Raw genomic sequence first — 14,461 nt, 5'->3', positions numbered from 1 at the left:
GCTGTTCGACGCGGGGTCGGCGAACGGTCGAAAGATCGAAGAATCGGGAATTCGGGTAATCGACATTCGCGGCTTCACGTGGGCGCCAGAGTGGGCGCAAGCGACGGGGTCGTCAACTTCTAAGGTTTCGGGGTGGAGAATGGCAGCACGCGCGCGCGCAGCACGACAACAACACCAGTATCGTTCGCAGACTGTCCTTATCGCCGACGTGCGGCCGCTGCGTCGCGCCGTCGCGCTGATCCTGGCGGCGGGATTCACGACCCAGGCGCACGCCGCGGGTATCGTCAATCTGGGGCAAGCCACCGCGCGTAACGCGGCGGGCGGCGCGGGCGGCTACGGCGGCACGGGTGTGCCGAATCTCGGCGTGTCGCCGCAGCAGGCGCTGCAGGCGAGCCAGCCGTCGATTCGCAATCTCGGTCACGCGGCGCAGGCGATCGCGGCGCAGATCGCCGCGCAAAGCGCGGCAGCGGCGGCCGCCGCGGCGACGGTGTCGAACGTGCCCAACGGCTTGACGCCTGGCGGCCTGCAGGTGGCGCCGGGCATCACCTTCGTGAACAACGGCAAAGGCGCGCTCGTCAGTCAGAACACGGATTCGACCAGTCCGCTGCTGTGGATCAACGCGAACGGGCCGCAGCAAACCGTCGACAGCAGCGGCCACGTCAACGTGAACGTGACGCAGACCGGCCAGAACGCGGTGCTGACCTGGCAGACGATGAACGTCGGCAAGCAGACCACGCTGAACTTCGATCAGTCGGCCGGCACGCAGACGAACGGCGCGAACAACTGGGCGGTGTTCAACCGGATCGTCGATCCGAGCGGCGCACCGAGTCAGATTCTCGGCAACATCAACGCGCAGGGCGCGGTGTATGTGATCAACCGCAACGGGATTCTGTTCGGCGCGGGGTCGCAGGTGAATGTGCACGCGCTGGTGGCGTCGTCGCTCGATCTGTTGAACATGAACGACTACAACCAGACGCTCGTGAAACAGGTGCCGCTGGTGACCGACAGCACGCTCGCGCAGGACGCCGCGGGCATCGTCGCGAGCAACCAGCAGTTCCTGAGCTTGCCGGCGGGCACCACGGGCGGTCTGGCCTATCCCGAGTCGGGCAACTCGACGACAGGCGGCGTGGTGGGCCACACCGGCGTGCCGAACGAGGTGTTGGGGCTGGGCAACAAGATCCAGCTCACTTCGCTGAGCCAGTATCAGGGCTGGGGCGACGTGACGATCTCGCCTGGCGCGTCGATTACGACCCATACCAACGGCAATGTGAGCGACGGCGGCTTCGTGATGATCGCCGCGCCCAATGTGAACAACGGCGGCAAGATCACGGCCGACGGTGGGCAGGTGGTGCTGGCGGCCGGCATCGGCGTGAGCCTCCTGCCCAATGTGGGCGCCACGACCAACCCGCAGGTCCTGCTTCCGGAATTGAGCGGTCAAATCGTCATGACGGATGCGAGCGGCAAGACGATCGATCTGACGCCGGCCGGCACGTTGACGAATACCGGCATCGTTCAGGCCGCGCGCGGCAACGTCAACCTGCTCGGCAGCAACGTGCAGCAGAACGGTGTGGTGGGGGTGACGACCAGCGTCAATACGCCGGGCGCCATCACGATCTCAACGGTCGACGAGTACCAGTCGAACAATCCGGCGAGCGCCGGCTACCTGGGCCGCGGACCGTTCACGGCCGGCGCGGGCGTTGCCAGCGGCGCGGGCCGTGCCGGCCTGCTGAGTTTCGGTCCTGACTCCGTGACGGCAATCATGCCGGATGCCAATGGCCAGACCGCGACGTCGACGCCGGGCACGGTCTTCACGGCCGGCAACATCACCATGACCGCGGGCTCCGTGTGGTTTCAGGGCGGCTCGCTGATCGAGGCGCCGGGCTCGAGCGTGTCCGTCAACGCGCTGACCCAGTCGGTGGTCGGTTATGCCACGCCGGTCGGTCAAACCGCGGTGCCGGGCCGTATTTACCTGGACAGCGGCGCGACGATCGACGTCTCCGGTCTGGCGAACGTCGAACTGCCCATCTCCAGCATCCTGCTCACGATCGACCGGATCGGCCAGAACGAACTGGCCGACTCGGCGCTGCTGCGCGACGGCTTCCTGTTCGGTCAGAAGGGCGTGGTGGTCGACAGCACGCTCACGGGTACGCGCGGCGATGGCTTGCAATGGGTCGGCAGCCCGATCCTGAATCTGTCCGGCTACGTGAACGGCATGCCGCGCACGGTCGACCAGTTGCTCACCAACGGCGGCACCATCATGCTATCGGGCAACGAGGTGATGACGGCGGCCGGTTCGTCGCTGAACCTGAACGGCGGCTACGTTCACTACGACGGCGGCATGCTGAACACCACGCGCCTCGTCGACGCGAACGGCGCGATCGTGCCGATCGGCCAGGCGAGTCCGCTCGATACGTTCGTGGGTATCGCCGGCCAGTTCACCGAGAACCACCCGCGCTGGGGCGTGACGAAAACCTGGTACAACCCGTTGCAGACCGGCGGGACTTATCAGCCTGAGTTCATTGTGGGCGGCAACGCCGGGACGCTGGATCTTTTCGCGTCGCAGTCGATGGTGCTCGACGGCGATGTCACCGCGCAGGCGTTCGGCGGTTCGAAGCAGACCCAGGGCAATGATCTACCGACCGGCGGCACATTCAATCTCGGGGTCGATCCGAAACTCACGACGGCAAATGCGGTGATCGGCCTGACGCAGAACGGCAGGGACGGCGCCCCATCGGGTGAATTCAACCTGGTGATCCTGCAGAACGCCGCGCCGAAGCTGGACGATCTGGCGCCGGGATTTTCATACGACACGTTGCTGAATCCGGCCGCGCTGAATGCACTGTCGGCCACCGATCCGAACAACGTGCTCGCGACCATCGTGGTGCCGGTCGATACGTTGAATGCAGGGGGCTTCGCGAACGTCGATCTCACGGGCGACAAGAGCAGCGGCAAAGGCTTTCTGGTGTCAGAGGGAACGAAGTTGACGCTGCAGCCGGGCGGTTCCCTGAAGCTCAACGGTTCGACTGGCGGCAGCGCGACGGTGGCGGGCCAGTTGATCGTGCCGTCGGGCACGGTCTCTATCACCACCGGCAGCAACATCACGGTCGGTCCCGATGCGTTGATCAGCGTGGCCGGCCAGTGGGTGAACAACGACGTGCAGGCCGCGCCGGGCACGACGCCGGGCAACAGCCAGTTCATCAACGGCGGCAGCATCGCGCTGTCGACGCTCGGTAATAGCGCGAACATCAACGGGACGGTGACCGACGGAACCGGCTCGATCCTGCTGCGGCCGGGCAGTGTGCTCGACGTGTCCGGCGGCGGTGAGATGCAGGCCAACGGTCAACTGCTGACGCAGAACGGCATCCCGGCCGGCAAGGGCGGGAGCCTGTCGCTGCTGACCTACGCCGCAAATGGCAACCCGTTTGGCAATGGCGATGTCAACTCGCCATTCCTGCCTGCCAGTCAGCCGGTGGCGGGGCAAATCCAGATGGACGGCACCATCCGGAGTACCGGTTTTGCGGGCGGCGGCACCTTGACGCTGCAGGCGCTGGGGTTCCAGATCGGCGGCGATCCGGCGCAAGCGCCGGCCTGGGACCTGGTGCTGCCGACCGATTTTTTTGCCACCCAGGGGTTCGGCAATTACGTGCTGAACGCTTTCTACGACGCGACCGTGGCGCCGGGCGCCATGGTCCGGTTGACCCAGCAGAACCTGATCCCGGACGCGGTCGCATTGCAGCGCACCGTTAGCGGCGCCAGTCTGTCGGCCGCGGGGCTGACCACGCCGGGACCGCTCGACGCGTATCACCGCCAGGCGACCAGCCTCACGATGACCGCGGGCGGTTACGCGAACTGGCACCGACTCGATTCAAGCGGAGTCGCCCAGGTGCCGGTTTACGCCGGCGTGACGGGCGGCGTGAGCGTCGGACCAGGGGCGTCGATCGTCGGCGATGCCGGCGCCAGTATCGGGCTCGGCTCACCCGCGCAGGTGACGGTGCTCGGCTCGCTGATCGCGCCGGGCGGCTCGATCATGCTGAGCGGCGATTCGGCCACGGGCAGCTTTGAACTGCCGGGACAATACGCAAGCAATACGTTCACGAGCCCGACCCAATCGGTCTGGTTGGGATCCAACGCCGTGCTCGATGTATCCGGCGTCGCGTTGACCAACCCGCTGGCCTCACCCGTGAAGAACGGCTTGACGACGCTGACGCCGAACACGGGCCGCGTGCTCGCAGGCGGTAGCGTGACGATCTCCGACGACTCCGGCTACGTGGTGGCGCAGGCCGGTTCGAAGATCGACGTGTCGGGCACATCGGCCAGCTTCGACCAGTTGCAGGCGAACGGCACGTACGCGTCGCAGCCGGTGTGGAGCAATGCCGGCTCGATTACGCTCGGGGCAGCCAGCGGGCTGTTCTTCGACGGCACGCTCAACGCCAGGCCAGGCGGCGATCAGGCCGCCGGTGGCACGCTGACGATCCTGCCGCAGCAGAATGCCTCGTCCAGTGTGTATGTGAACGATGGCACGAAGGGAACGGTGGCCGGCGCGACCGCGCTGATCGTGCGCCAGGACGGACAATTCGTGCCGCAGGGCCTCGCGCCGGGACAGCGTTTCGACACGGCCATCGATCCGACCACCGGGCAGGCGCTCGGGACGCCGAACGGGGTGATCCAGTTCGCCGCCGACCGTCTGAACGGTTCGGGGATCGCGAATCTCGTGCTGGGTGACGCAAAGCTCGTCGCGCCGGTGACGGTCGCGTTCGCCGGCGACGTCAACCTGACGCTGCCGGGTTCGGTCACCGTGAACTCGGGGCGGATCGCGGCGATAGGCATGGACCAGTTGTCCACGCTGCTGTCGACGCCGGCCATTCAACCGACGCCGCTCAATCCATCCCCCGCGCCGGTGCTGACGACGCTGCTCGGCGGGGCGCCGCAGAATCCGCTCGGCACCACGGTGACTATCGACGCGCCGTACGTCGCGCTGGTCGGCCCGAAGCTCGCAAACAATCCGCCGGCGTTCACCCCGGTTGCGACGCTATCGGACGGCACGCTGAACGTGAACGCGTCGTTCATCGATCTGGAGAACCAGTTTCAGCTGAACAACTTCGGTCAGGCGAACTTCACGAGCCGCGGCGACATCCGCCTGAGTTCGACCAACGCCGCGCAGACGGTCAGCCTGGGGCTCCTGGCGGGCGAGCTCTACACGCCCGGCAACCTGACGTTCAAGGCGGCGGATCTGTATCCGTCGACCGCCAGCACGTTCATTGTCGATGCGATCGGACCCACGGACCCGAGCACGGGCAAACCGGCGCCGACCACGGTCACGTTCGTCCCGAACGGCGCGTCGGGCGTGCCGTTGTCGGCGGGCGGCACGTTGCTGGTGGATGCGTCGAACATCGTGCAGGGCGGCACGGTGCGCGCGCCGTCGGGCACGCTGGTATTCGGCGTGGGCGACCCCACCAATGCCACGACGCAAACCCAGTTCAACAGCAAGACGCTCGTCGCGACCGACTCGGTCACGTTCGCGAACGGCAGCGTGACGTCGGTATCGAACGGCAACAGCGTGATTCCGTACGGCACGACAGTCGACGGTACGGAATGGCAGTTCAACCCGTTAGCCGGCAACACGACGCCCGATCTGAATGCGCCGCCGTCGAAGTTTATCGGCGTGAACGGCAGTAGCGTCGCGCTGAACAAGGGTGCGACGATCGACCTGTCCGGCGGCGGCGATCTTCAGGCCGCCGAATGGATACCTGGCACGGGCGGCACGCGCGACGTGCTGTCGCAATACAACGTCAGCTACGCGAGCAATCCGACCGGCGTGGCGGTGCCCGTCAACGTGGGCGCGTCGAACGTGTACGCGATCCTGCCGGGCGCGCAGTCGCCCGTGTCCGCTTACGACCCGACCTTCGCGCAAACGCTGCAGCCGTCGACCAATGGCAACGGCACCGTGGGCACCATCACGGCGAGTCTCGGTATCGGCCAGGCCGGCATGGGCAGTGCGATCGGGCAGTCGGTCTATCTGTCCGGCGTGCCGGGGTTGACGCCGGGCTATTACACGTTGTTGCCGGGTAAATACGCGACGGTGCCTGGCGCCTATCGGGTCACGGTGGCGAGCACCACCGGCAACGTGGCGCCCGACTCCAGCAACGTGCTGGCCGACGGCACGGTGATGACCGCGGGCTACTTCGGCAACGCCGTCACGGGCAGCCGCAGCGCGACGCCGACGCTCTTCGACGTGCAGTCGGGGCCGGTGTGGCAGCAGTACTCGCAATACACGCTGACCAGCGCCAATAGCTTCTTCCCGACGCTAGCGGCCGGCAAGGGCAACGTCACGCCGCCGCTACCGGTCGACGGCGGTCAACTGGTGCTGGCCGCCACGCGCGCGCTGACGCTCGGCGCGACGCTCAACACGGCGCCCGGACAAGGCGGCGCGCCGGCGGAAGTCGACATCGCGTCGCAGGACATTCAGATCACCGGCAACGGCAGTCCCGCCTTGTCCGGCTATCTGCAGATCAGCGCGACCGATCTCAACTCGCTGAACGCGGGCAGCCTGCTGATCGGCGGCACACGCACCGCGACGACCAGCGGCATCACGATCAACCCGCTCGCCGATAGCGTGGTGGTCTCGAACAATGCGGGCAGCGCACTGAGCGGCCCGGAAATTCTGCTGGTCACGAAGACGGACCCGGCCGGTATCGATCCGAACGCGGCCAACGGCCTGCGCGTCGATGCGGGCAGCGCGATCACCGCGACCGGCAGCTATCCGGCGGCGAAAGATCAGCCGATCGCGATCGCGGGCGACGGTTCGCTTTTACGTGTCTCGAACGGCGCAATGACGACGGTGACGCGCGCCGGCGCGACCGGCACCGGCTTGCTGGCGGTCGGCGCGAACGCGACGCTCACGGGCGGCCAGGCGCTGACGCTCGATTCGTCGGGCAACCTCAAGGTCGACCCGAGCGCGACGCTATCGGCGAAAGCCATCACGGTGGATGGCTCGGCGATCACATTCACGAATCAGGCCGGCGCGGCTGCCGCAAACCTGCCGGGTTTCGTGCTCGATCCGGCTGGACTCGCGCAACTCGCGAACGCGCAGCAGGTGATCTTGCGCAGCGCGGGCGCGATCAATTTCGTCGGCAATGTCAACGCGACGTTCGGCAACAGCGTGGACCTGAGCGCGGGCACGTTCGCGAGCGACGGCGGCAACGTCGTGCTCAATGGACAGCAGATCGCGTTCACGAACGAGACCGGCGCGCCGACGCCGGCCGCGACGGCGGGTAGCGGCACGCTCACGGTCAACGCCAAGGAGATCGACTTCGGCACGGGCGACAAGATCGTCAGCGGCTTTGGCGCGGCGACGATGAATGCGCAAGGCGGCATCGTCGGGCAGAACACCGGCACGTTCGACTTCGGCGCGTTGCCGGTCACGCTCAATGCGCCGGTGTATCTGGCGGATACGAGTTCAGCCTCGACCGTGAAGACGACCGGCGTGCTGACGCTGAATAACGCGGCGGGTACGGCGTTGACGCGCACGGGCGTTGGCGGCGCGTGGCATCTCATTGGCGGCACGATTGCGGACAACGGCGCGACGATCGCCGCCGCCGCGGGCAACGTGGGGCTCGAAGCGACGAGCGGCGACCTGACGATCGGCACGGGCTCGACGGTGAGCGCGGCGGGCGCGGCGAAGCAGTTCTTCGACGTGACGCAATACGCGCCGGCCGGCTCGATCGCACTGACCGCCGACGTGGGCGCGCTGGACGTGCAATCGGGTTCGACGCTGGACTTCTCGGGCGCGAAAGGCGGCGGCGCGGCGGGAAGTCTGACGCTGTCGGCGCCGCAGCAGAGCGTGAATCTGAATGGGACGTTGAAGGGCGGAGCGGCGAGCGGTTATGCGGGCGGTTCGATTTCGCTCGACACCGGCGGCGCGGTCAACCTGGACAGTTTCGCGCAGACGCTGGCCTCGAGCGGCGTGAACAACGCGATCGCGATTCAGACGAAGTCGGGCAACCTCACGCTGTCGCCTGGCAACACGTTGACGGCGCACCAGGTGCTGCTGACCGCGAATGGCGGCGCCGGCGGCCAGGATCCGAACAACGGCGAGGTGCAGATTTTCGGCACTATCAACGCATCGGGAATCGCCGGCGGGCAAATCGGTCTTTACGGCAAGAGCGGGGTCGACGTCGAGGGTTCCCTGATTGCGACGGGGTCGAGCACGACGCAACGCGGCGGTACGGTGATCATCGACACGATCGGCACGCCGGGCAGCACCGTGACGGTGAATCCGACGTACGGCTACGAGAACATTTCGGCGGCGAACTCGGGTTTGATCACGCTAGGCAGCAACGCCCTCATCGACGTGTCGGGCGGCACGGCGGCCGGGCTGTCGGGCGGCACGGTCAACTTCCGCGCGCCGCTGCTGGACAACGGCGGCGTGAACGTGACCTTGCAACTCGGCGCGCAGATCAAGGGCGCGCGCGGCGTGAATCTCGAAGCGTACGCGGTGTGGAGTACGACCGATCCAGGCACGGGCGCGCAGCACTTCGACGGTATCGTCGATCCGGCGGGCTGGTATGGGAACAGCGTGGCGGGCGCAGGACAACCCGGCATGGTGGCGGGCACCTGGACCGATCAGAGCGGCAACGCGCTGGCCGATCCGACTCCCGACGAGCTGGCGAAGTATCAGTCCCAGTACTTCTTCAAGCCCACGACGGCGAATGCCGATCACGAGTCGTTCTACGGCTACGTCATGAATAGCGACGGTAGCGTCGCCGGGCCCGGCACGCTGATGAACTTTGTCGAAAACGGCGTGAGCGGCGTGGCGGCGAAGTTCGCTGGGACCCGCATCGCGAACTTCCATGTGGTGCCGGGCATCGAGCTGGACAATCCGAGTACCGCGATCAACAACGGCGACATCTCCATTCTGACGAACTGGAACCTCGGGGCGGGTACGTCGCCGACGAATCTCGCCTTCCGCTTCGAAGGGCAGGCACCCGTCATCACCTTCCGGGCCGACAACAACGTCAAGGTCAACGCCAGTCTGACGGACGGTTTTTTCCAGATTGCGAACCCGGTGGGCAACGGCGTCTCCGCACCGATCCCGCCGGCGTCGTCCTACACCAATACGGAAAACCAGTGGGCGACGACCCCATTCGGGGAATTCAACTACATCCTCGCCAACTACGCCTACCTTGGCCTGACGGCGCCGATCAACTGGACCTCGGGCGACACCGGTGAGATTGCACAGTACTACGGGATGTACCAGGAATACGCGCAATACCTGTCGTCACAGGATGCCAACGGGAAGTACATCTTCCTTGGCGCCCAACCCGCCAATCAGAAGGCACCTGTGGTGACCGGTCAGCCGGTACTGGGTGTAGCGGCACCGACCGCTCAGGAAGAGCACGACGATTCCACCGCCTATCCCCGCTACCTTGCGCTCTATGAAACCTATCGCAATCAGCTTGCGCAATGGGTGCAAGCCAATCCGAACGCGACGCCGCACATCGATCAGTTGCAGGCGCCGCCCGCGACGCTCGCGCAACTCATTACTCAACCCATCCTGGTGACGGCCGCGCCGACCGACAACTCGCCGTCGCCGGTCGCGGTCGTCGGCAACGCGTTGCCGTTACTCTCCGCGAGCCTGAACGGCGGTTCCAGCAGTTCCTACCGGATCGTGGCGGGCGCCGACCTGTCGAGCGCCGATCCGCTGTCCGTGCAGGCCGCGCCGGTTTTTTCGAAGGCCGCTGGGATACCCCTCGCGGGTGGTGGCAACGTGACGTTGGGCGGCTACTTCGCGTACGCCAATTCGACCAATCCCAACAACCCCGACAACCTCGTGTTGCTGGTGCCGACGATGATACGCACCGGGACGGGCGGCATCGACGTCGCCGCGGGCAATGGTGTGTCGTTGTTCGATCCGGGCGCGACGCCGAAGAACGACCCGAACGTGATGGTCGTACCCGGCGTGATTTATACGGCGGGAGCGCCGGCGGCAGGTGCGCCCGCGGTGACGGGCAATGGCGCCGTGGTGCGCGGCGGTGCGGGGGATCCCGACATTCTGGTGTCGCCGGCCGTGAACCCCGATTCCGCCGGCGATATCACGATTTACGCGCAGGGCGATATCAACTCGGCCGAATACACCACGGACGCGCAAGGCCTGGTGACCGGTGTCGCCGGCAGCAGCATGGGTCAGTTCTGGTGGCAGTGGATGCAGATCACGGCGAGCCGGACCGCGTCGACTGTTGGGATTACGACCCTGTTGAACCGGACATCGATCGATTTCGGCGCGTTCGACCAGGGTGTGATGAGCGTAGGGGGCAACGTCTCGATCAGCGCCGACGGCAATATTTCGGACCTGGCGGTGTCGTTGCCGACGACGTGGTATCTGAACGGTAACGGCGCCCCGGTCACGGTTGGCGGCGGCAATCTGTCGGTGCGCGCGGGCGGCAACATTCTGAGCGGCGACTATTTCGTTGCTAAAGGAACCGGGACGATCGTTGCGGGCGGCAGCATCGGCTCGGACATTACCGTCGCTGCGCAAACCGACTTTCAGAAACCCATCGCCGTGCCGACCGTGCTCGCACTACAGGACGGAATTTTCAACGTAACGGCGCGGCAAGATATCAATATCGGCTCGGTGCTCGATCCGTCTTATTCAAACACATTTACCGCGCCGAATAGTCAGACGGGTAGCAGAAGTCTGTCGAACTACAAACAGTACGCGGACAGCCAGGGGTATTCGGCAACCTCCGCGGTGAACATCCTGTCGACAACGGGCGACGTCGCGATGGGGGGATTGCTTGGCTATTTGACGGGCGCGATCTTCACCTTGCCGGCCAGTCTCAACGTGACGGCGTTCGACGGCAGTATCGGCATGCAGGCAAGCGGTTCGCTGTATCCGTCCGCGGTAGGGCAGTTGAACCTCATCGCCGATCAGAGCGTGACTTTTTCCGCGGGCTTGTCCTCCCAGTTCGGCATGGGAGACGCCGATCCGGCGCAGATGCCGTCGCCGACGCAGCCATCGGCAAAGCCGGCTGCTCACGCAACCAGCCCCGTGCACGCCGACGATACGACGCCGGCACGCATCTATAGTCTGAACGGCAGCATCGTCAACGGGATTCTCGATACGACCGGCACCACCGCGGGTTTCTACAACCAGCTCGTTACGATCTCAACCGACAAGGCGACACTGATTCAGGCAGGCCAGGACATCGTCAATCTGGCGTTCCAGGGGCAGAATCTACGCAGCTCGGACGTGACGCGTATCGTGGCGGGCCGTGACATCTACGACACCAGCTATCAATCGCCTGGCGCCGTGCAGGTGGTGCCCGCGTTGATCCTTGGCGGCCCGGGCACCCTGGACGTGCAAGCGGGCAGAAACATGGGTCCGCTGACCACGGCGTCTCAGGCCGGCAGTGTGGGTCCGACTTTCGGGTCGGGGATCGAGGCGGTCGGCAACGCGAACAATCCCAATCTGCCGCACGAGAGCGCGGACATCAACGTGCTGTTCGGTGTTGGACCCGGTGTCGACCTGTCGACGTTCGTCTCGACCTATATCGCCCCCGGCAGTTCAGTAGCCGGGGTGTCCAGCGCGACGCCGGCGCTGATCGCGTTCATGCAGCAGTACGATGCGGGCCTTGGCGTCGATACGGGTCTGCAGGCTGACAAGGATGCTGCGCAGAAAAGCGTAGGCACGCTGTCCGCGAGCGCGGCATGGAAGCAGTATCAGGCGTTGCCGTCGTACGTGCAGCAGCTTTTCGCCGAGCAGGTGTTGTTCAGCGTGTTGACCCAGGTCGGCACCGACTACAACAATCCCGCCAGCCCCTATTACCAGAAATACGCGCGCGGCTACGAGGCGATCAACACGCTGTTCCCGGCGTCGTTCGGCTACACGGCGAACAATCTGGCCGGTGGCGGCAACGGCGCGAACAAGGCAGTCAGCACCGGCAACCTCGACATTCGCAGCACGACCATTCAGACGCAGCAGGGCGGCAACATCTCCATTCTCGGTCCCGGCGGTCAGGCGCTGGTAGGCAGTACGACGGCGCCTCCCGAGGCTATCGACAGCAACGGCAAGGTGATAGCCGGTCCCGGGTCGATGGGCATCCTGACGCTCGAGCAGGGCAATATCGACATCTTCACCGACCAGAGCGTGCTGCTCGCGCAGAGCCGTATCTTTACCGAGCAGGGCGGCGACCTGACAATCTGGAGTTCGAACGGCGACATCAACGCGGGCAAGGGCGCGAAGTCGTCCGCCGATACGCCGGCGCCGCAATACGTGTGCGACGCCAACCACTACTGCACGGTCGACGCGCGCGGCGAGGTGACAGGAGCCGGGATCGCGACCTTGCAGTCAGTGCCGGGCTCGCCGACGGGCAACGCGAATCTGATCGCGCCGCGCGGCACGGTGGATGCGGGCGACGCGGGCATTCGCGTGTCGGGCAACCTGAACGTGGCGGCGTTGCATGTGGCGAACGCCGACAACATTCAGGTGCAGGGGACGTCGCTCGGCGTGCCGGTTGGACAGGCCGTGAACACGGGTGCGCTGACCGCCGCGAGTTCGGCGGCGTCGGCGGCGAGCCAGTTGGCGCAGGACCTCGTGAAGAACAATGCGTCGGGTGTCGGCCAGCGACGCTGGACGATCTCCGTCCAGGTGGAAGGCTTCGGCGACGCAACGGACGACGGCAGGAAGCGCAAGCGCGAGCAGGTTGGATACGACTCGTCCAGCGCGGTGTCGATCGTGGGGTTCGGGCAGGTGGGGCCGACTCAGCAAGCCGTGCTTAGTGCGCAGGAACGGGAACGGTTGGGAAAAATATAGAAACAGGAAGGATGGCGCGCTGACCGAGGTTGGTTGGCGTGCAGCTCAGGTTTGATGGGGGCGAAAGTTGAGCACGAGGATGGCGGCGATTGCCGCCATTTTCATTTGAGCGGCGTCGCGATCCGCGGCATAAAAAAACCGCGTCTCCGGTTTCCCGGGGACGCGGTTTCTAAAGTACTTCCGCGGTATTCAGACTGCGAGCAAAATTTAACGACCCGTGATCGTGCCCGTGCAAACGCTCGCGTTGCCGATGTCGAGGTTCCAGCCGCTCGCGTTGCTCAGGAAGTCGTTCGAGATCGCCGTCTGGAAGCTGGACGGAACCGTATCGAAGCCGTTGCCGCGGATCACGGTGGCGAACGTGGAGTTCGTGTAGTGATTGTTCAGGAAGTCATGCACGGCCGTCTTGACGGCCGGATCGGCGTAGCACTGGCTCACGAGAATCTGGCTCGTACCCGAGACCGGATAGCCCGAGGCCGGGTTGGCGTTGGCCGTGTAAGACGCGCCCGCGATCGGCACCCAGTTGGCCGGTTGCGATGCGGCGTTCTTCGTGCCGGGCGCGGCGATCGACAATGCCGTCGTCGCGTTGCCAGCCGTCGGCGCGTAGTACAAGCCGTTCTTCGCGTTCAGCAGGCTCGCCACCTGGAGCTGCGACGAAGCCGACGAGCTCGACGGTGCAAGGAACGTGTTCGTGTAGTCCGGGCTCAGGTAAGCCACTGCGGCAGTACCGGCCGCGAGGTAGGAGGTCAACTGGCTCTTGACGCCGCCGCTACCTGTTGCCCCAACGAAATTCGACGGCACGCCGCTCGGGAAGGAGGCTGCGAAGGTGAGCGAGTCGACGAACGTGATACCGGGTTTTGTCGCGCTGGACGTGGCGCAGACAGCCGCCAGATGGCGCGTCAGCAATTCGCTCGTACCGCTGCTGTCAGCGCGGTACACGACCTTGATCGCGCCAGCCGGATACTTCGTGGTTTTCTCCGGATCCGTGACCTGGCTCCAGTCGGTGAAATTGCCCGAGAAGATACCGCACAAATCGTCGTCGTTCAGCGCGATGCTGTGTGCCTGGTCCGGCGTGGTTTGCGGCGTCGTCGTGCTCGTCACGGCCGGTGCGTTGACCAGCGGAATCGTGATCGGCGTGACGATGTACGGAATCTGGATCAGCGGACCGCTGGTCCTGGCCAGCCCGGCCTGATACGAAGTGATCTGGGTGGTGTTCAGCGCTGCGTCGCTGTTGGCGAAGTCGACCGTGCCCGTCACGCCCGTGCCCAGGAACGTCGGTTGATTGCCGAGGAACGCGTTCTGACCGGCGCCCGAGCCGACCGAGTAATACGTGAACGAACCTTCGCTGGTGCCGAACAGACCGATTTCGGTGGTGCTCAGGCCAATTGCACCGATCGTCGGTGCCACGAGCGACGAGCCGCCGCCTTGAACCACGGGAACCGCCATTGCAGCCGATGCACCCACGCCCGACAGGACGAGAGCCAGAATTTGACAGATCTTGCGCTTGCTGGATTTCATGAGATTTCCTTGCACGAAGAAAAAGAGAGGGGCTGCCGATACGGCCGGACTATGTCGTTGACCGCGCAGCTACTTTAGGATGAACGTCGTGCTTATCTCGTGAATTTTTAATAACGAATGGTACGGAACATTTCG

2 protein-coding genes are annotated in these 14,461 nt (G+C 65.3%); one reads left to right on the top strand and one right to left on the bottom strand.

Annotation, left to right across the window (positions count from 1 at the left end; genetic code table 11):
• Window positions 1-139: 139 nt before the first annotated feature.
• Complete coding sequence (locus tag FA94_RS01070; protein WP_081935627.1) at window positions 140-12,811, top strand: filamentous hemagglutinin family protein; 12,672 nt, start codon at window positions 140-142, stop codon at window positions 12,809-12,811.
• Between the two features lie 207 nt (window positions 12,812-13,018).
• Here FA94_RS01070 and FA94_RS01065 read toward each other — a convergent pair whose 3' ends face one another.
• Window positions 13,019-14,326 (bottom strand): substrate-binding domain-containing protein, encoded by a 1,308-nt coding sequence (locus FA94_RS01065; protein ID WP_035546029.1) that lies wholly within the window; start codon window positions 14,324-14,326, stop codon window positions 13,019-13,021.
• Window positions 14,327-14,461 lie beyond the last annotated feature (135 nt).

The sequence above is a fragment of the Burkholderia sp. 9120 genome (assembly GCF_000745015.1).
In the GTDB taxonomy this organism is placed as follows: domain Bacteria; phylum Pseudomonadota; class Gammaproteobacteria; order Burkholderiales; family Burkholderiaceae; genus Paraburkholderia.
The sequence above is the reverse complement of the archived record's forward strand: the minus strand, read 5'-3'. Positions and strand labels throughout refer to the sequence as shown.